This is a genomic window from Cupriavidus sp. GW823-FHT07B10, from assembly GCF_058794355.1.
The window spans coordinates 28,662-48,048 of the sequence record NZ_JBXAGS010000017.1 but is presented as its reverse complement, the minus strand read 5'-3'; the positions used below and the strand labels follow the sequence as shown (position 1 = coordinate 48,048).

17 protein-coding genes are annotated in these 19,387 nt (G+C 67.9%); all 17 read right to left on the bottom strand.

The annotated features are described in order from the left end of the window. Positions 1 to 21: 21 nt before the first annotated feature. On the bottom strand, positions 22 to 390 hold the full coding sequence (locus tag AC1Q6V_RS27065) for a DUF962 domain-containing protein (protein WP_010810506.1): 369 nt from the start codon (positions 388 to 390) through the stop codon (positions 22 to 24). A 267-nt stretch (positions 391 to 657) separates the two neighbouring features. Beyond that, positions 658 to 1,602, bottom strand: a complete 945-nt coding sequence (locus tag AC1Q6V_RS27060) for a CysB family HTH-type transcriptional regulator (RefSeq protein WP_010810505.1) — start codon at positions 1,600 to 1,602, stop codon at positions 658 to 660. Next, a complete protein-coding gene (locus AC1Q6V_RS27055; RefSeq protein WP_454749110.1) occupies positions 1,599 to 2,708 on the bottom strand; it encodes a sulfate/molybdate ABC transporter ATP-binding protein in 1,110 nt (369 codons plus the stop codon). Before AC1Q6V_RS27055 ends, AC1Q6V_RS27060 begins: the two co-directional genes overlap by 4 nt. Next, positions 2,705 to 3,634, bottom strand: coding sequence for a sulfate ABC transporter permease subunit CysW (cysW, locus tag AC1Q6V_RS27050; protein WP_010810503.1), 930 nt, complete (start codon positions 3,632 to 3,634; stop codon positions 2,705 to 2,707). The genes AC1Q6V_RS27055 and cysW overlap by 4 nt, the downstream gene beginning before the upstream one ends. 1 nt (position 3,635) lies before the next feature. Beyond that, a complete protein-coding gene (cysT, locus tag AC1Q6V_RS27045; protein WP_037024088.1) occupies positions 3,636 to 4,595 on the bottom strand; it encodes a sulfate ABC transporter permease subunit CysT in 960 nt (319 codons plus the stop codon). Between the two features lie 158 nt (positions 4,596 to 4,753). Further along, positions 4,754 to 5,425: an RBBP9/YdeN family alpha/beta hydrolase gene (locus AC1Q6V_RS27040; RefSeq protein WP_439668016.1), complete on the bottom strand. Its 672-nt coding sequence runs from the start codon at positions 5,423 to 5,425 to the stop codon at positions 4,754 to 4,756. Further along, on the bottom strand, positions 5,422 to 6,273 hold the full coding sequence (locus AC1Q6V_RS27035; protein WP_011615569.1) for an EAL domain-containing protein: 852 nt from the start codon (positions 6,271 to 6,273) through the stop codon (positions 5,422 to 5,424). The genes AC1Q6V_RS27040 and AC1Q6V_RS27035 overlap by 4 nt, the downstream gene beginning before the upstream one ends. A gap of 187 nt (positions 6,274 to 6,460) precedes the next feature. Then, positions 6,461 to 7,372 carry an ATP-binding cassette domain-containing protein gene (locus tag AC1Q6V_RS27030; protein ID WP_010810499.1) on the bottom strand — a complete coding sequence of 304 codons (912 nt, stop codon included), beginning with the start codon at positions 7,370 to 7,372 and terminating at the stop codon, positions 6,461 to 6,463. Between the two features lie 35 nt (positions 7,373 to 7,407). Continuing rightward, positions 7,408 to 8,211, bottom strand: a complete 804-nt coding sequence (ssuC, locus tag AC1Q6V_RS27025) for an aliphatic sulfonate ABC transporter permease SsuC (protein ID WP_011615571.1) — start codon at positions 8,209 to 8,211, stop codon at positions 7,408 to 7,410. 13 nt (positions 8,212 to 8,224) lie between these two features. Beyond that, positions 8,225 to 9,388, bottom strand: coding sequence for an FMNH2-dependent alkanesulfonate monooxygenase (gene ssuD, locus AC1Q6V_RS27020; RefSeq protein ID WP_011615572.1), 1,164 nt, complete (start codon positions 9,386 to 9,388; stop codon positions 8,225 to 8,227). A 34-nt stretch (positions 9,389 to 9,422) separates the two neighbouring features. Beyond that, positions 9,423 to 10,451: a sulfonate ABC transporter substrate-binding protein gene (locus AC1Q6V_RS27015; RefSeq protein WP_010810496.1), complete on the bottom strand. Its 1,029-nt coding sequence runs from the start codon at positions 10,449 to 10,451 to the stop codon at positions 9,423 to 9,425. 158 nt (positions 10,452 to 10,609) lie between these two features. Continuing rightward, positions 10,610 to 11,233: an NADPH-dependent FMN reductase gene (ssuE, locus tag AC1Q6V_RS27010; RefSeq protein ID WP_010810495.1), complete on the bottom strand. Its 624-nt coding sequence runs from the start codon at positions 11,231 to 11,233 to the stop codon at positions 10,610 to 10,612. Between the two features lie 73 nt (positions 11,234 to 11,306). Then, the gene (locus AC1Q6V_RS27005) at positions 11,307 to 12,311 is read right to left on the bottom strand and encodes a sulfate ABC transporter substrate-binding protein (protein WP_010810494.1); all 1,005 of its coding nucleotides are present in this window, start codon (positions 12,309 to 12,311) and stop codon (positions 11,307 to 11,309) included. A gap of 408 nt (positions 12,312 to 12,719) precedes the next feature. After that, positions 12,720 to 13,259, bottom strand: a complete 540-nt coding sequence (locus tag AC1Q6V_RS27000) for a ferritin-like domain-containing protein (protein WP_454749109.1) — start codon at positions 13,257 to 13,259, stop codon at positions 12,720 to 12,722. Positions 13,260 to 13,537: 278 nt separating this feature from the next. Next, on the bottom strand, positions 13,538 to 16,126 hold the full coding sequence (gene clpB, locus AC1Q6V_RS26995; RefSeq protein WP_010810492.1) for an ATP-dependent chaperone ClpB: 2,589 nt from the start codon (positions 16,124 to 16,126) through the stop codon (positions 13,538 to 13,540). 222 nt (positions 16,127 to 16,348) lie between these two features. Beyond that, entirely contained in the window at positions 16,349 to 17,230 is an 882-nt protein-coding gene (locus AC1Q6V_RS26990) for a MaoC/PaaZ C-terminal domain-containing protein (RefSeq protein WP_454750441.1), read from the bottom strand. Beyond that, complete coding sequence (gene phaZ2, locus AC1Q6V_RS26985) at positions 17,230 to 19,386, bottom strand: D-(-)-3-hydroxybutyrate oligomer hydrolase (RefSeq protein ID WP_010810490.1); 2,157 nt, start codon at positions 19,384 to 19,386, stop codon at positions 17,230 to 17,232. Before phaZ2 ends, AC1Q6V_RS26990 begins: the two co-directional genes overlap by 1 nt. Position 19,387 lies beyond the last annotated feature (1 nt).

Genomic DNA, 19,387 nt, shown 5'->3' with positions numbered 1-19,387 from the left:
AGGCGGGCAGCGCGGGCCACCTCAGCCACCCTGCCCGGCACGCCGGCCGGCCAGCGCGCGCCACCATTGGCCGGACAGCACATAGCGCGGGAAGGTGATCCACTGCTCGGCCAGGATGCGGCCGGCGATGTCCGCCGGCCCGGCAAAGGGTTCCGGCGCGTGGGCTTCCAGCCGGTGCCCCCGGCCCTGCAGGGCCATCGACATGCCCATGCACACCAGCCCCAGCGCCACCGCCGGCAGGCTCAGGCGCAACAGGCCGTAGAGGCCCAGCACGGTGCCGGCCATGAACATCGGCACGGCCACGATATGCAGCAGCAGGTTGCGGGGATGCTGGTGGTTGCGGGCATAGCCGCGCCACTGCCAGCGCAGCAGCGGTTCGTCGTCGCGCATGATCGTCTCTGTCTCCCTTGTCCGGCCCTTGCAGACCGGCGGCCGCGCGCAAACTTTGTTGCACTGCGGTACACGTATGGCGCTCGCCGGACGGCAAGCCGCGGGCACGTGCAAGGAATGTACCCCTCACCCGGGCACGAAGAAAGTCTCTTGCGACGAACGGCGGGCACGGGGCGCGAACGGCACCGTGCCGGGGCGGACGGCGGCTGTCAGGCAGCGCCCGGGTGCCCCCTGCGCCGCCTGGCGATGGCCACAGCCAGGCCGGAATCAGGCCGCCAGGGCCTGGCGCTCCTGCTCGGACAGCGCGCTGCTGACGGTGTCGGGCGACAGGTGCGGCGCGAACATGTTGATAAAGGCGTGCGCATAGCCGCGCAGGTAGGCGCCCCGCCGCACCGCCACGCTGGTGGTGTTGGGCGCGAACAGGTGGTCGGCCGAGATCCGCACCAGGCCGGAATCCTTGCGCTCGTCATAGGCCATCGAGGCAATGATGCCCACGCCCAGGTCCAGTTCGGCGTAGGTCTTGATCACGTCGGCGTCCAGCGCGGTCAGCACGATCTCCGGCTGCAGGCCGGCCTCGGCAAAGGCGCTGTCGATCTTGCGGCGGCCGGTGAAGCCGGCGTCATAGGTGATGAGCTGGAAGCCGGCCACGTCTTCGAGCGTGGGCTCGGGCAGGCGCGTGAGCGGATGGCCGGGCGAGACCACCAGCACGTGCTGCCAACTGTAGGCCTCGAACGAGGTCAGCCCGGCCTCGGTGGCCAGGGCCTCGGTGGCGATGCCGATATCGGCCTGCCCCGTCAGCAGCAGCTCAACGATATGCGTGGGCGACGCCTCCTGCAGTGCCAGCGTCACATGCGGGTATTCGCGGCGGAAGGCTTGCACCACGCGCGGCAGTGCATAGCGTGCCTGGGTGTGGGTGGTGGCAACGGTCAGGCGGCCGGTATGGCGGCCGGCGTATTCGTCGCCGGCCTGGCGCAGGTTCTCGGCCTCCAGCAGCAGGCGTTCGACGATGCGCACGATCTCGCGCCCGGGCTCGGTCAGGCCGGTCAGGCGCTTGCCGTAGCGCTCGAAGATCTCCACGCCCAGTTCTTCTTCCAGCTCGCGGATCTGGCGCGACACGCCGGGCTGCGAGGTGTAGAGCGCGTTGGCGACTTCGGTCAGGTTGAACTGGCGGCGCACCGCCTCGCGGATCGATCGGAGTTGCTGGAAGTTCATGACGTCGCCTTTTCCTGTTGGGTGGACGTGGTACGCGGTTGCGTGAACACGCGCAGCTGGCGCGGGCGCACCGCGAGCAGTTCGCCTTCGCGGAAGCCCGCATGGCGGAAGCGCTCCAGCGGCAGCGCGACTTCAATCACGTCCTGGTTGTCTTCACGTTCGAGTTCAAGCTGCGCCACCGGGCCCAGCGTCAGCGCGCGGCGCAGCGTCACGGCAATGCCGTCGGCGCCGGGCGAATAGCGTTCCAGGTCGAGGTCATGGGGGCGCACATAGGCCACCGCGTCGCCGGCGCTCTCATGGCCGCTGCCGACCACCGGCAGCACCGCTTCGCCGGTATGCAGCAGGCCGCCGCTCTCGCCCACTTCCAGCCGGCCGTGGAAGAGGTTCACGTTGCCGAGGAAGCCGAACACGAAGGGCGTGGCCGGATGGTTGTAGACGGCCTCGGGCGAGCCGTACTGCTCCACGTGGCCGCGGTTCATCAGCACCACCTGGTCGGCCACTTCCAGCGCCTCTTCCTGGTCATGGGTGACGAACACGCTGGTCACGTGCAGTTCATCGTGCAGGCGGCGCAGCCAGCGGCGCAGTTCTTTGCGCACCTTGGCGTCGAGCGCGCCGAACGGTTCGTCCAGCAGCAGCACGCGCGGCTCCACCGCCAGGGCGCGCGCCAGCGCGATACGCTGGCGCTGACCGCCGGAGAGCTGCGACGGGTAGCGGTCGGCCAGCCAGTCGAGTTGCACCAGTTCCAGCAGCGAACGCACCTTGTCGCGGATCTGCGCTTCGCTCGGGCGCTCGGCGCGCGGCTTGACGCGCAGGCCGAAGGCCACGTTCTCGAACACGCTCATATGCTTGAACAGCGCGTAGTGCTGGAACACAAAGCCCACCTGGCGCTGGCGCACATGCTGGTCCGAGGCATCGCGCCCGGCCAGCACGATCTGGCCCGCATCGGCGCGCTCCAGGCCGGCGATGATGCGCAACAGCGTGGTCTTGCCGCAGCCGGACGGCCCCAGCAGCGCGGTCAGCTCGCCTTCGTCGAAATCGAGCGAGACGTTGTCCAGCGCGACAAAGTCGCCAAAGCGCTTCTCTACGTTCTTGACCTGGATGCTCATGATGCTTGTCCTTGCAAACTTGCCAGCGGCCGCTCTGGTGCAGCCTCTTCGGTTTCCTTGCGGGCGCGCAATTCCACCAGCGTCTTGATGCCGAGCGTGACCAGCGCCAGCAGCGTCAGCAGCGAGGCCACCGCAAAGGCCGCCGCGAAGTTGTACTCGTTGTAGAGGATCTCAACATGCAGCGGCATGGTGTTGGTCAGCCCGCGGATATGGCCCGATACCACCGAGACCGCACCGAACTCGCCCATCGCCCGCGCATTGCACAGGATCACGCCATACAGCAGGCCCCAGCGGATATTGGGCAGCGTGATATGGCGGAAGGTCTGCCAGCCCGAGGCGCCCAGCACGATCGCGGCCTCTTCCTCTTCACTGCCCTGCGCCTGCATCAGCGGGATCAGCTCGCGCGCAACAAAGGGGAAGGTCACGAAGATGGTGGCCAGCACGATGCCCGGCACCGCGAACATGATCTTGATGTCGTGCGCTTCCAGCCACGGTCCCAGCCAGCCCTGCGCACCGAACAGCAGCACGTAGACCAGGCCGGAAATCACCGGCGACACCGAGAACGGCAGGTCGATCAGCGTGATCAGCAGGTTCTTGCCGCGGAAGTCGAACTTGGCGATGGCCCAGGCCGCCGCCACGCCGAACACCACGTTCAGCGGCACCGCGATCGCCGCCACCGTCAGCGTGAGCTGGATCGCGGCGAGTGCGTCGGGTTCGATCAACGCTTCCCAGTAGGTCTGCACGCCCTTGCGCAAGGCTTCATAGAACACCGAAGCCAGCGGCACGAACAGGAACAGCGTGAGGAACAGCACCGCCACCGTGATCAGCGTGTAGCGTACCCACGGCGCTTCGCCGGTAGCGTCAAACCTGTGATGGGCCTGGGCGTTGGCTTGCCCGCCCAGGCGTCCCGCAACTGCGCCGGCCATGTCAGAACTCCTTGCCCGTGGCGGGCGCTTCAGGTGCCAGCGCGGCGCGCACACCGGATTGATGGCGGCGCGTCCAGGCCTGCAGCAGGTTGATCAGCAGCAGCAGCCCGAAGGAAATCACCAGCATCACCACCGCCACCGCGGTGGCGCCGGCGTAGTCGTATTGCTCCAGCTTGGAATAGATCATCAGCGGCGCGATCTCGGACACCATCGGCATGTTGCCGGAGATAAAGACCACCGAGCCGTACTCGCCGGTGGCGCGCGCGAACGATAGCGCAAACCCCGTCAGCAGCGCCGGCAGGATGGCGGGCAGGATCACGCGCTGGAAAGTCTGCAGGCGGTTGGCGCCGAGGCTGGCAGCGGCCTCCTCCAGCTCCTGCTCAACATCCTCCAGCACCGGCTGCACCGTGCGCACCACGAACGGCAGGCCGATAAAGGTCAGCGCCACCACCACGCCCAGCGGCGTAAACGCGACCTTGATGCCAAGCGGCTCGAGATAGCGGCCGATCCAGCCATTACCGGCAAACAGCGCCGTCAGCGCGATACCGGCCACCGCAGTGGGCAGCGCGAACGGCAGGTCCACCAGCGCGTCGATCAGGCGCTTGCCCGGGAAGCGGTAGCGCACCAGCACCCAGGCAACCACCAGCCCGAACACCGTATTGACGATGGCCGCCACCAGCGACGCGCCAAAGCTCAGCTGCAGCGACGCCACCACGCGCGGCGCCGTGACCGAGGTCCAGAACGCGTCCCACGTCATCGTGAAGGTCTTCAGGAACGTGGCCGACAGCGGGATCAGGACGATCAGCGTCAGGTAGAACAACGTGAAGCCCAGCGACAGGCCGAAGCCGGGCAGCACCGTAAAACGCTGCCTGGACGGCCTGCGCGGCGCGCGCGCGGCGCCGGAATCAGGGGCGCGAGGGGCGGCTGGCGGCGTGTCCGCCAGGGAAATGGATGGAGGCATGTCGTCTCGTCTGTGAGCGGTGCGCCGCCGGACCATGATGGCTGGCCCCGGCGGGCCGTTCTTTATGACGCCAGCGCATATTGCGCCGGCCTACGAGACAGATTCTGCAGAGTCATCCTTATAAACAGAACGAATCTTTATGAATTTTCTTAGACGGTTTAGATATAAGGGATAGTAGACACTACCTCGATGCCCGACTCCCAGGCGCCGGATGATTCACTTACGGAGCCGGTATCGCCTGCCTGCGCGATACGCTGGATCAGGGTATCGAGCAGCGCGAGGCCTTCAGGCCACTCGCCCAGTGCGGAATCGGCATTGATGTGGCCCAGGCTGCCCGCATCGACCAGTTCACTGCCCCACAGCGTGCCCCAGCTGAAAGCGGTGCGCTGCGGCATCCAGGGGTCGTTGCGGCTGGCGACCAGGATGGTCGGGAACGGCAGCCGGTAGGTCGGCAGCAGCGCCGCCACGCCAAATTTGTCCGGATCTGCCGGCGCCACCAGCAATGCGCCGGCAATGCCGACCGGATCCAGCGCCGCCTGGCGCAACGACGCCAGGCAGCCGAAGCTGTGCGCCACCAGCACCGCGCCGCGCGCGGCCACGCGCTGGGCGCGCATCACGCCTTCGGAGACGCGCTCGGCCCACAGCGGCAGGCTGGGGCGCGACCAGTCGTGCTGCTCCACCCGCTGCCAGTCGGGGAAGCGCTGCTCCCAGCGGCTCTGCCAGTGTCCCGGGCCGCTGCCGTGCAGCCCCGGTACAGTCAGCACCTGCAGGTGCCGCGGAATGTCCAGGCGCGTGCCATGGCCGCCGGATAGCCGGTTCGCTTGGGTCATACCACCTCCTTGTCCAATGCATGCGCGGCGCTAGCCAGGCCTGTGCGCAGCCCTGCCGCACTGACCGGCGCGCCGGCGAAGGCGCCCTGCCCCAGGCCGATGCCCGCGGCCTGCAGGCGCTCGACGCTTTCGGCGTTCTGCAGGCGCCGCCCGATCAGCGTTACGCCGGCGTTGGCCGCGCTGGCACGCAGGCCCGACAGCTGGCGGTCGGTCCAGGTGCGGCGCATGTCCAGCTTGAGCCAGTCCGGCAACGCGTGCGCCATCAGCGCACCGGCTTCCGCCGGATCCGACGCCTGCAGGCTTACCGCGAAGCCGTTGCGCCGATAGTTGCCAACGACATGCAACAGCAATGCCAGGTCGTCATTGGCGCTGGCCGGCACCTGGATCACAAAGCGCTCCAGCGGCAGCCCCAGCGACTGCAATGCGCGCCGGAAGGCAGCGCCGTGGTCATCGGTGACCGCGGCCAGCAGCCGGTTATGCACGTTCAGCACCAGCTTGTGCTCGCCCTCGGCGGCAAAGTAGTTGATGGCATGCAGCAGGCGCGAAAGCCGGTCCAGCGACACCAGGCTGTTGTCGTCGGCCGCCATCGCAAACAGCTTCCATGCCGCCAGGCCCACGCCGTCCTCTGCGTAGGTGTGGATCGAACCTTCATGCGCCACCACCTGCCGGTCTGCCAGCGTCACCAGCGGCTCGAACGCGCTGGTCAGCGAGCAGTTGAAGAACTGGCCCTGCACCTGCCCGCGCGCGTCGCGCCACAATTGCCGGTCAGCCAGAGGCTGGCGCGGCAGCGATTCCAGATAACGTTGGAGCGCAGGCACTGCGCCCGCGGGTTCATGCACGCCTGGCATGGCATTCCTTGGGTTGACCGGGCCCCTCGGCCCCTTGGTCGGATTAGTGATGACGGGCGCGCCATGCGCCCTCTGTGCGGTCGCACCGCATCGGCCTGCCTGCTCATGATAGGAGGTCAGCGCGCGCGAGCGAATGAAGATTACGGCCTGTCGATATGCGCGGCGCACATTGCCGCGGGTGGCACGGTCACGCTGCCCAGCTCACGTTCAGCGGCGCGGTCGTGGCGGCCGGGTCGGCATGCGCACCTGCATGCGACGGTACCTGCGCCTGCGGCGCTTGCCGCATCACCCGCTGCAGCACCGCGGCCTCCAGCTGCGCAAAGCCCGCCGCGCCGCGTTCGCGCGGGCGCGCCAGCGCCACGCGCTCATCCATGGCAATGCGGCCGTCCTCGATCAGCACGATGCGGTCGGCCAGCGCCACTGCCTCCGACACATCGTGCGTAACCAGCAGCGCCGTGAAGCCAAGGCGGCGCCACAGCGATTCGATCAGCCCCTGCATCTCGATGCGCGTGAGCGCGTCCAGCGCGCCCAGCGGTTCATCCAGCAGCAACAACTGCGGGTGGTGAACCAGCGCGCGCGCCAGGGCCACGCGCTGGCGCTGGCCGCCGGAAAGCCGCGCGGGCCACTCCCTGGCGCGGTCGGCCAGGCCCACCTGCGCCAGCACATCGGCGGCTTCACCGCGGCGTGTGCGCGGCAGGCCCAGCGCGACGTTGTCCAGCACGCGCTTCCACGGCAGCAGCCTTGCGTCCTGGAACATCACGCGCACGTCGGCGTGCCGCGCGCGGCCTTTCGCCGCGGATTCACCGTCGACGGTGATACTGCCGCCATCGGCTGCTTCCAGTCCCGCCACCAGCCGCAGCAGCGTGCTCTTGCCGCAGCCGCTGCGCCCGACAATCGCCAGGAACTCGCCCGGCGCCACGTCCAGCGCCACGTTGTGCAGCACTTCGCGGCCGTCATAGCGCTTGACCACCTGGCGCACGTGCAGCGCCACGCCACCTGCCTTGCGCGGCGCCTCTGCCGCCGGCTGTGCCGCCTCGCGGCGCGCGAGGCCCGCTTCCAGTTCCACCAGCGCAGCCTGCTCTACCGGATACATCTGCATCTCGATCTCCTTGCTTGATTGGGACGACGGGCCGGTCAGGCCGCGGCGTAGCCCGGATGCCAGCGCAGCCAGTAGCGCTCCAGCCCGCGCGACAGCCAGTCGGCCAGCTTGCCCAGCAGCGCATAGAGCAGTATGCCCACCAGCACCACGTCGGTTTGCAGGAACTCACGCGCGTTCATGGTCATGTAGCCGATGCCCGATTGCGCGGAGATGGTCTCCGCCACGATCAGCACCACCCACATCAACCCGAGCGCGAAACGCACGCCTACCAGGATGCCCGGTAGCGCGCCGGGCAGGATGACCTCGCGGTACAGCTGCCAGCCGGACAGGCCGTAGCTGCGCGCCATCTCCACCAGCCCCGTATCGACCGAGCGGATGCCGTGATACGTGTTCAGGTAGACCGGGAAGAACACGCCCAGCGACACCAGGAACAGCTTGGCGGTCTCGTCGATGCCGAACCACAGGATCACCAGCGGGATCAAGGCCAGCGCCGGGATATTGCGCACCATCTGCAGCGAGCTGTCGAGCAGCGTGGCCGCGGTGCGGAAGGTGCCGGTCAGCAGCCCCAGCAGCAGGCCCAGCCCGCCGCCGATGGCAAACCCCACCAGCGCGCGCCAGGTGCTGACCCCGACGTGCTTCCACAGGTCGCCCGAGCGCGCCAGCTCCCACGCGGCCTGCACCACGGCCAGCGGGGCCGGCAGCACGCGGCTGGAGAGCCAGCCGTTCTGCGAGGCCAGCTGCCAGACAACGATCAGCAGCACCGGCACGATCCACGGAGCCAGCGCGCGCGCCAGCGCCCGAGGTCCCTGGCGCAGCGGCTGCAATAGAGGAGCGTTCATGGTTGCCCTCCCCTCAGCTCTGCGCGGCGCGCGGCACGATGCCAGTCGCCATGACTTCGCCGAACGGGCCCGACAGCACCTTGCCCGGCAGCTTGTCGCGCACCGAGCGCGGCAGCAGCGGGAACACCAGTTCGGCAAAGCGGTAGGCCTCTTCCAGGTGCGGGTAGCCGGACAGCACGAAGGTGTCGATGCCCAGCTCGGCGTATTCACGCATGCGCTCGGCCACGGTGTGCGGATCGCCGACCAGCGCGGTGCCGGCACCGCCGCGCACCAGGCCAACGCCAGCCCACAGGTTGGGGCTGATCTCCAGCGCCTCGCGCGTGCGGCGCGCGCCGCCCGCGTGCAGCGCGGCCATGCGGCGCTGCCCTTCGGAATCCATCTTGGCGAACACGGCTTGCGCACGCGCCACGGTCTCGTCATCGAGCCGGCTGATCAGGTCGTCCGCCGCAGCCCAGGCGGCGGCTTCGGTCTCGCGCACGATCACATGCAGGCGGATACCGAACTTCACCGTGCGGCCATGACGCGCGGCCTGCCGGCGCACGTCGTCGAGCTTCTGCGCCACGTCAGCGGGCGGCTCGCCCCAGGTCAGGTAGGTATCGACCTGCTCGCCGGCCAGCGCATGCGCCGGCGCCGACGAACCGCCGAAGTACACCGGCGGATGCGGTTGCTGCAGCGGCGGATAAAGGACGGTGGCCCCCTTCACGCTCAGGTGCTTGCCCTCGTAGTCCACCTTGTCGCCGTCATGGCTGGCGGCCAGCACCTGGCGCCAGATGCGCAGGAACTCGGCCGAGGCCTCGTAGCGCGCGGTGTGGTCCAGGAACAGGCCATCGCCTTCCAGCTCGGCGGTATCGCCACCGGTGACCAGGTTGATCAGCAGCCGGCCGTTGGAGATGCGGTCGAAGGTTGCCGCCATCCGTGCAGCCAGCGTCGGCGCCATCAGGCCGGGGCGCACCGCGACCAGGAATTTCAGGCGCTGCGTGACGGCGGCCAGGGCCGATGCGGCCACCCATGGGTCTTCGCATGAGCGCCCGGTCGGGATCAGCACGCCTTCGTAGCCCAGCGTATCGGCGGCGACGGCAACCTGCTTCAGGTAATCGAAGCTGACCTCGCGCGCGCCTTCCGAAGTACCGAGGTAGCGGCTGTCGCCGTGGGTGGGGATGAACCAGAATACTTGCATGTCGTTGTCCTATTGTTCTTGCCGATGGAGGTGGCTATCGCTTCGCCTGCTGCTGCGGCACGTCCCAGCGCGCATCGGCCACCTTGACTGGCCTGGGGATCAGCTTGAGCGAGTGGAAGGCGTCGGCGATGCGCTGCTGCTCGGCCAGCACCCCGGCGCTGACCGGGCGTGCGCCGTACGAGAAGCGCGAAACGGCGAGCTCAAGCACATCGGCCGGCAGCCCGGTTTCGCCGGTCAGCACCGTGGTGGCCTCCTTTGGGTTGCTTTGCGCCCAGGTGCCCAGCGTGGCCAGTTCGTCCAGGATCAGGCTGACGATCTCCGGCTTGGCTTGTGCATAGGGGCGCGAGGCCAGGTAGAACTGGTGGTTGCTGACCACGTTCTTGCCGTCCGCGCCGCGGCCATCGGCGAGCACGCGCGCACCCAGTTGCTTCTCGGCTGCGGCGAGGAACGGGTCCCAGATCACCCAGGCATCGACCGCGCCGCGCTCGAAGGCGGCACGCGCATCCGCCGGCGGCAGGTAGACCGGCTGGATCTCGCTGTAAGGGATGCCGGCCTTCTCCAGCTGGCGCACCAGCAGGTAATGCACGTTCGAGCCCTTGTTCAGCGCCACGCGCTTGCCGCGCAGTTCCGCCACCGAACGGATCGCCGAGCCCTTGGGCACGACGATGGCTTCCGCCACCGGCGCCGGCGGCTCATTGCCGACGTAGACCAGCTGCGCCCCCGCGGCCTGCGCAAAGATCGGCGGCGCCTCGCCGACGGTGCCGAAATCGACGGCACCGACGTTCAGCCCCTCAAGCAGTTGCGGGCCGGCGGGGAACTCGGTCCATTTGACGGTGATGCCTTGCGGCACCAGACGCTTTTCCAGCGTGCCGCGCGCCTTCAGCAGCGTCAGCGTGCCGTACTTCTGGTAGCCGATGCGCAGCACCTTGGGGTCGATGTTCTTCGACTGCGCTTCGGCGCGGCCGGGCAGTAGCCCATAGGCCAGTCCGGTGGCAAGCACCAGCGCGGCGGTAATCAGGCGGCGGCGCTGGTTGGCCGTGCGCAACGGGTTCGTCAGTGTCATGCGATGTGCTCCATGGCCCGGGGCTATGCCCTGCTGGCCGGATTGATGTCCAGGATGGTTGCGGCAGCACGCATCCCTGCCGGCCCCGCGTGGCGGGTGGCATGGCGTCGCTGCCGTGGCGCCAGGCAGGCCGGCGCCACTTCAGTCAATCAGTCAGTTCAGGCGGAACATCGCTCGGCCACCGCGATCGCGGCGGCACGCTGGACCAGGGCGCCGGGCACCACGTCGAGCGGAACCTCGATGCGGGAATGCGCCAGCGCATCGCGCACGCGCAGCACGCCCTCGTCCAGGCGCGCGGACAGCGCGGCATCGAAGCGCGCCTGGCGCACGCCGGCGGCGTCAAAGGATTCGATCTGCTGGTCCACGGCAAAGATGCCGGGCAGGATCTGGCGTGAGCCCAGCGCGGACAGCACCGGGCGCAGCGCGTAGTCGATCGCCAGCGCATGGGCCAGGCTGCCGCCGGTGGCAATCGGGAGCACGATCTTGTCGCGCAGGCCGGTCTGCGGCAGCAGGTCCAGGAAGGCCTTGAGCAGGCCGCTGTAGGCGGCCTTGTAGACCGGCGTGGCCAGTACCACCACCTGCGCCTCGGACACGGCATGCGTGGCGGCGGCGATGACGGGGTCGTCCACGCGTGCCGCCAGCAGCGGACCCGCCGGCAGTTCGCGCAGGTCGAGGTGGCGGGTGCGTTCGCCGGCAGCCTCGAGCGTGGCACGCAGGTGCGCCAGCACCAGGCCGGAGCGGGACTGGACCGACGGGCTGCCGGAGAGCGTCAGGATGGACATCGGGCTTCCTTCTTCTGATGGACCGGTCGGCGCCGCGGCCGCCCCACGCGGCCCGGCGCGCCGGTCTCATGGTTTATTTCTTGCCGGGCTGGTAGATCTGGTCGAACGTGCCGCCATCGGCAAAGTGGGTCTTCTGGGCTTTCTGCCAGCCGCCGAAGGCTTCATCGATGGTGAACAGCTTCACCTTGGGGAAGTTGGCCGCGTACTTGGCCGCCACCTTCTGCGAGATCGGGCGGTAGTAGTTCTTGGCCGCGATCTCCTGGCCCTCGTCGGTGTACAGGAACTGCAGGTAGGCCTCGGCCGCCTTGCGCGTGCCCTTCTTGTCGACCACCTTGTCGACCACCGCCACCGGCGGCTCGGCCAGGATCGACACCGACGGCGCGACGATATCGAACTTGTCCGGGCCCAGCTCCTTGATGGCCAGGATGGCTTCGTTCTCCCACGCGATCAGCACATCGCCCAGGCCGCGCTCGACAAAGGTGGTGGTGGCGCCGCGCGCGCCCGAATCCAGCACCGGCACATGCTTGAGCAGCTCGCCCACGAACTCGCGCGCCTTGACGTCATTGCCGCCCGGCTGGCGCAGCGCGTAGCCCCACGCCGCCAGATAGTTCCAGCGTGCGCCGCCCGAGGTCTTGGGATTGGGCGTGATCACCTGCACGCCCGGCTTGACCAGGTCGCCCCAGTCCTTGATGCCCTTGGGATTGCCCTTGCGCACCAGGAACACGATGGTCGAGGTGTACGGCGAGGCGTTGTGCGGCAGGCGCTTCTGCCAGTCCGGCTTGATCAGGCCCTTGTCCGCGATGGCGTCGATGTCATAGCCCAGCGCCAGCGTCACCACGTCGGCATCCAGCCCGTCGATCACCGAGCGCGCCTGCTTGCCCGAGCCGCCGTGCGACTGGCGCACGGTCACGGCGTCGCCGCCCTGGGCCTTCCAGGCCTTGGCAAAGGCGGCATTGACATCGACATACAGCTCGCGTGTCGGATCGTAGGAAACGTTCAGCAGGTTGGCGGCCGCAGCGGTCTGCGCCGCGCTCAGGGCGCCAAGTACGGCCAGGCTGATAGCCAGTTTGCGGATCATCTTGTGTTGCTCCCGTCAGTGTCGTGAATGGGCGCGAGGCGCCTCTTGCCTTGTCCGCCTTGGGTGGCGGACTTGTGTCAGGAGCAAGACTACCGAGGGGGCTATCTGAACGGAACGAATGGTTTCGCCGATCCTTTGCTGTTTTTTGCATAAGATCGGACGGAAATATGGACATGCCGGCGCACGGGGCATGCGGCATCGCTGAGCGGAAGGAGGATGATGGGTCACGCCCCAAAAAGAAAACGCCCGCACCGGCAAGCCGGTGCGGGCGAAGTTTCCGTTCTGGAAACGGGTAGACAAGTCATGAAGAGCGCCCCCGCATCTCCATGACAGGACGAATGTTATCGGCTTGCCTGCGACCTGGGGTTGATCAAGGTCAAGTGCGGGCCAGCCTGCCGCGCCTGCGCCTCAGCCGCCCTGGCGGGCGAGCAGGTCAGCCATTTCGTCGGCATGCTCCTCTTCCACCGCCAGGATGCCCTCCATCATCCGGCGCGAGGTCGGATCGCGTTCTCCCAGGAACTGGATGATCTCGCGATAGCTGTCGATGGCGATGCGCTCGGCCACCAGGTCTTCCTTGATCATTTCCGTCAGCGAAGTACCCGCCACATATTCAGCATGGGAGCGGCTGGTCAGGCCGTCGGGTGCGAAGTCGGGCTCGCCGCCAAGCTGGACGATGCGCTCGGCGATCTGGTCGGCATGGCCTTGTTCTTCATGGGAATGGGCCAGGAATTCATCGGCGACGCTCTTCGAGTTGGGCCCCTTGGCCATGTAGTAGTGTCGGCGATAGCGCAGCACGCAGACGATTTCGGTGGCCAGCGCATCGTTGAGCAGCTTCAGCACGGTATCGCGATCCGCGGCATAGCCCGCGGTCACGGCGCCATCGTCGATGTGCTTGCGGGCGCGCTCGCGCAATGTCTTGACGTCAGAGAGGAAAGGCTTGTCGGTCATTGAAGGGCTCCTTGGGGATGGGGCTGCGTCAGCGCAGCGCCTTGTACGGAAACTCAACCCTTCCGCAACGCGAGAAGTGTGCCACTCGGCGGATGGCGCGGAACGGCGCGGCTGGCGACGACCCGCGGCATCGTGGCGTGAAAAAATTGCACGGGACGGGACCGCCTTACACGCAACGCGCGATGGCAAGACGAAAAAAAGCCCCTGCGATGCAGCGCAGGGGCCTGACCATGATCGACCGCCTGTGTGCTCCGGCAGTCGATCGAGCCACGGTAGCCTTAGTCCAGCTTCCGCCCGAACGTGAACTCCCCGTCGACATAATCCACCGGCACCACATCCTTGGCGGCGAACTTGCCTTCCAGGATCGCCCGGGCCACCGGGTTCTCGATCTGCTGCTGGATCGCCCGCTTGAGCGGACGCGCGCCAAACACCGGGTCGTAGCCTGCGCTGGCGATCTTCTCCAGCGCCGTCTCGCTCACCTCCAGCGTCATGTCCATGCGGGCCAGGCGGGCCTGCAGGCGTTGCAGCTGGATGCGTGCGATCGACTCGATATGCTTCTGGTCGAGCGCGTGGAACACCACCACTTCATCGATCCGGTTCAGGAACTCCGGCCGGAAATGCGTGCGCACTTCCTGCCAGACCGCACCCTTGATCGCTTCCTGCGGCTCGCCGGTCATCGACTGGATGATCTGCGAACCCAGGTTGGACGTCATCACGATCACCGTGTTCTTGAAGTCCACGGTGCGGCCCTGGCCATCGGTCAGGCGGCCGTCGTCCAGCACCTGCAGCAGCACGTTGAAGACGTCCGGGTGGGCCTTCTCGACTTCATCCAGCAGCACCACGCTGTACGGCTTGCGGCGCACGGCCTCGGTCAGGTAGCCGCCTTCCTCGTAGCCCACGTATCCGGGCGGCGCGCCGATCAGGCGGCTGACGCTGTGCTTCTCCATGAATTCGCTCATGTCGATGCGGATCAGGTGCTCTTCCGAATCGAACATGAACTCGGCCAGGGCCTTGCACAACTCGGTCTTGCCGACGCCGGTCGGGCCCAGGAACAGGAACGAGCCATAGGGCCGGTTCTCGTCCGCAAGCCCGGCACGCGAACGGCGGATGGCATCGGACACCAGCCGCACGGCTTCGTCCTGGCCGACCACGCGCCCATGCAGCCGGTCTTCCATCTTGAGCAGCTTCTCGCGCTCGCCCTGCATCATCTTCGATACCGGGATGCCGGTGGCGCGGCTTACCACTTCGGCGATTTCCTCGGCGCCCACCTGGGTGCGCAGCAGCTTGTTGGGCTGCTTCTGCTCGCTGGCCTCGGCATCGGTCGCGGCCTTGAGCTTGCCTTCCAGGCCCGGCAGCTTGCCGTATTGCAGCTCGGCCACCTTGTCCAGCTTGCCTTCGCGCTGCAGCTTGGCGATCTCCAGCTTGACCTTCTCGATCTCTTCCTTGAGCGCGGCCGTGCCCTGCGCGGCGCCCTTCTCGGCTTTCCAGATCTCGTCCAGGTCGGCGTACTCCTTCTCCAGGCGCGCGATTTCCTGCTCGATCAGCTCCAGGCGCTTCATCGACGCCTCATCGGTCTCTTTCTTGACCGCCTCGCGCTCGATCTTCAGCTGGATGGTGCGGCGCTCGAGCTTGTCCATCGACTCCGGCTTGGAATCGATTTCCATCTTGATGCGCGCGGCCGCCTCGTCGATCAGGTCGATCGCCTTGTCGGGAAGGAAGCGGTCGGTGATATAGCGATGCGACAGCTCCGCCGCGGCGACGATGGCCGGGTCGGTGATTTCCACGCCGTGGTGCAGCTCATACTTTTCCTGCAGCCCGCGCAGGATGGCAATGGTGGCTTCAACGCTCGGCTCATCGACCAGCACCTTCTGGAAGCGGCGCTCCAGCGCGGCGTCCTTCTCGATGTACTTGCGGTACTCGTCCAGCGTGGTCGCGCCGATGCAGTGCAGCTCGCCGCGCGCGAGCGCCGGCTTGAGCATGTTGCCCGCGTCGATCGCGCCCTCGGCCTTGCCGGCGCCGACCATGGTGTGGATCTCGTCGATGAAGACGATGGTCTGGCCCTCGTCCTTGGCGACGTCGTTCAGCACCGCTTTCAGGCGCTCCTCGAACTCGCCGCGGTACTTGGCGCCGGCCAGCAGGCCGGCCATGTCCAGCACCAGCACGCGCTTGTTCTTCAGGCTCTCCGGCACTTCGCCGTTGACGATTCGCTGCGCCAGGCCTTCCACGATGGCGGTCTTGCCCACGCCCGGCTCGCCGATCAGCACCGGGTTGTTCTTGGTGCGGCGCTGCAGGATCTGGATGGCGCGGCGGATCTCGTCGTCACGGCCGATCACGGGATCGAGCTTGCCGATGCGGGCGCGCTCGGTCAGGTCGATGGTGTACTTCTTGAGGGCCTCGCGCTGGCCCTCGGCCTCGGCGCTGTTGACCGAGTCGCCGCCGCGCACGGCCTGGATGGCCGACTCGAGCGACTTGCGGTTCAGGCCGTTTTCACGCGCGATGCGGCCGGCGTCGCCCTTGTCGTCGGCGACGGCCAGCAGGAACAGCTCGCTGGCGATGAACTGGTCGCCGCGCTTGATGGCTTCCTTCTCGGTGGCGTTGAGCAGGTTGACCAGGTCGCGGCCGATCTGGACCTCGCTGGTGCCCTGCACTTGCGGCAGGCGCTTGATGGCGGCGTCGAGCGCCGTCTGCAGGCCCTGCACGTTGACGCCGGCGCGCGCCAGCAGCGCCTTGGCGGCGCCGTCGTCCTGCGCCAGCAGCGCGCGCAGCAGGTGCTGCGGCTCGATGTATTGGTTGTCGTTGCCCAGTGCCAGGCTTTGCGCATCAGCCAGTGCTTCCTGGAACCGGGTGGTCAGCTTGTCAAGACGCATAAGGATTCCCTCTCTCGGATAAGGTCGTGTCCTGATGCGGGGGCGTCGGCGCCGGTCTTCGCTGCCGGAGCGCCCGATGCCCTGCCGGACACTGGATGTCTTTCCGAAAGATAAGGCTTTGTCGCGACATTTCAAGGCCGCGTCGGCAAGCAATGACCCCGATCCGCTGCTATGTCGACAACCGCCGCTCCCACGCTCGCAAGTGCCGCAAGCGATACGCAGCTAGGCCGCGTGGCAGGCCCCCTTGTCCGCCAGGTTGCGCACCAGCACCAGTGATTCGCCCTGCACCACCACGCACCCGTCCGCGCCGGTGACCACGCTGGCCAGGTTGACCAGGTCCTTGCCGGCGCGCAGCCGCATGATGCGCACGCATGCCGTCAGCGGCTCATCCAGCCGCGCGGCTGAAGCGAGGCGCAGCGACTGCTTCATCCACCCCGTGCCCCGTCCGGGCAGCCGCGTGCCGAGCAGGTCCGAGAACATGCCGGCCAGCAGCGGCAGCGGCACCACCGGCCCGCCAAACCCGCGCGCGCGGGCAAAGGCCGGATCGGCGTGGTAGGGGTTGGCGTCGCCGGTCAGGGTGATGTAGTCGTCCAGGTCCGCCTGGGTGAAGGCGCGTGCCGCACCGGCTTCCTGACCGGGGCGCAGGCCGTACAGTGAGGCGTCGCCCGCCTCTGGCGCCGGTGCCGTGTCGCCGGGCAGCCGGGCCAGTTCCTCCGGCCCGGCATCCGGCAGCCAGAGCGATTCGCCCACGGCCGTGACGCGCTGCGCCTCGCCCGGCCCGCCCGCGCTGCCAACGGTGGTGCCGTAGCCCGCCAGTCCCGCCGGAGCGTGCTGCGGCGCCAGCGCGATCTGCACTGTGTCGCCAACGAAGGCCGGCGTGGGGAACATCAGCGTCTGCCCGACCGGCAACGCCGGCGCTGGCAGCTGCCGCCAGGTGTGGGCGCACAGCAGCGAAAACAGGAACATGCCGTGCGCCACGGTGGCACCGAAATGCGTGCCACGGGCAAAGGCCGGATCGCAGTGGATCGGGTTGTCGTCGTGCGACAAGGCGGCGAAGCGGTCAAAGTCGCGCTGCGACAGCACGCGCGGCAGGGCATCGTTCATCAGTCAGGCACCTGTACGGCATTAGCGTTGACAGTAATCGCGTTGCCGGCCGCAGGCGACGCGGCGAACGGCGGCACGTTGGACGGCAGCAGCGCCGGCGCGGGCGTGTTGAGGGTGCCGCCGCGCGGCGTGGTGCGCAGCACCTGCGACGGCGGCAGCGCCTTGCCCGCGGTGAGGTTGTCGTAGACCGCATCCAGGGCCCGGTTCAGGTAGACGTGCAGCGGCACATAGCGGTTGCTGTAGCCCGGCACCAGGCCGATGAAGGCATCGAAGTGCTGGGCGTTCTCGACCTCCACGTATGACAGCTTGCTGGTCACGCCCTCCTGCTGCCGGTTCAGGCCGAGATACGGACGCGAGGTATGGTTGACCGGCAGCAGCCCGTCGCTGCGCCCGTGCACGATCACCGCCGGCTTGCCGCGCAGGTTGCCGTTGCGCAGCGTCAGCGCCTGGCCGGCCTGCAAGGCGCGTGCCGCGGCGTCGGAGCCGGCCAGCAGGCTGCGCAGGCAGTTGGCGCCGTCGTAGTTCAGGTCTTCACGCAGCGTCGACGGTGAAACAGACGCCAGGTTCAGGTACGGGCCATGCTGCGGATCGAGGTCATTGATCAGCTGGACCGGCGGCTGCGGCGGCACGCCGTTGCCGGTGGCGAACATCGACGCCAGCGCCGCGGGTGCGATTGCCGCGGGCTTCAGGTCGGTCAGCGTGCTGGCAAAGCTGTAGCCGCACAGCCGGTCGGTGACGCTGGCCTGCGCATAGGCGTTGGCATAGTTGACCGAGATCGCGGCGGCCACGTCGAACACGGCCAGCGACGGGTGCAGATCGTCCGATTCCGCTTCCCAGCCGGCGTCACGCAGCGCCTGCAGCGCGCTGGCGCTCTGTTCGTCCGTGTTCGCGCCGCTCACCAGCCCCTTTTCCGCCAGCGTCTGGCAGCGGTTGGCAAAGAACGTCGCCGTGGCCGGGTTGGTGTAGAACGGCGCCTGGGTCAGCGCGGTGGCCCGCGCGGCGCAGTGCTGCAGCAGGTTGGCCGTGGTGGTGTAGTCGTACAGCGTGCGGCCCGAAGCTGCCACCGGCGTCGCGCCGCGTTGCACCACGATGCCGGTATTGGGCGGCATGTTCAGGTTGGGCTCGCCCACCGCCACGCCGTCGATCAGCCCGCCGGCATCCTGCTCGGCCGCCGCCACCGCGGCACCGCCGCCGTTGGACACGCTGGACGCGATCACCACGATCCTGTCCTTGTCCAGGGTGCGCTGGCGGGTGCCGTTGGCCGACACGGCGCCGAAGCGGTCATTGATCGCCCAGATCGCAAATTCCACCGCCTGCAGCGTGAACTTGCCCCAGTCCTTCTCCGGGTTGCGCTGTGAATGCGCGTGCTTGAACGCCAGCCGGTGCGGGTTGGCAGCGGTGAAGTCCGCCAGCGAGGTGGCCCCCGCCGGCGCGGCAAACTGCGCGTTCTTGCCGGCCGCCGCGCGCGTGGCGCGGGTGCCGTCGATCAGCGGCACGGTGTCGGTATCCAGGTCATGCGGCGCGGCGCCGGTGCCCTTGTCGGTATAGGCTACCGCGCAGCCGCGCTTCAGGCCCCACTCGCCGGTGGCGATGGCGCCATAGACGCCGCGCGAACCGGACGAGGTAGCGGTGATCATGCATGGCTTCGAGGTGTTGAACGACGCGGGAATCTGCACCAGCATGGTCACGTTCTGCTGGCCCGAGCCATCGTCCGAAAAGGCCAGGTACTCCACGCCGGCCACCTTGCCGTCGGAACCGGTGACATTGCCCTGCGCGTCGACATTGGGGCCGTAGAGCGAGCCGTAGCCGCCGCTGGCGGTGGTGTCGACGATGGCACGATAGTTGGTATGGATCGCATAGCGCCGCAGCTCCGCCGCGGTCGGCGCGGTGGGATTGGCCGGCAGTGGCGCGGTGGCGCTGGCCAGGCCGTCCTTGCCCAGGCCCGCAGTGAGCAGGTCGTCGGTGGTGCCGTTGTAGCTGTTGATCGTGACCGTGCCGATATTCGCCGGCTTGGTATTGGGGTTGCTGCCGTTGCCGTTGTTGTTGTCATCGCCCGAGCCGCAGGCGGCTGCCAGCATCGATGCGGCGGCCGCCAGCACCGTGAGCCTGAGGCGGCGTTTCTGTTTCTGCTGCGGCGGGATCTGCGTGGAATGCATG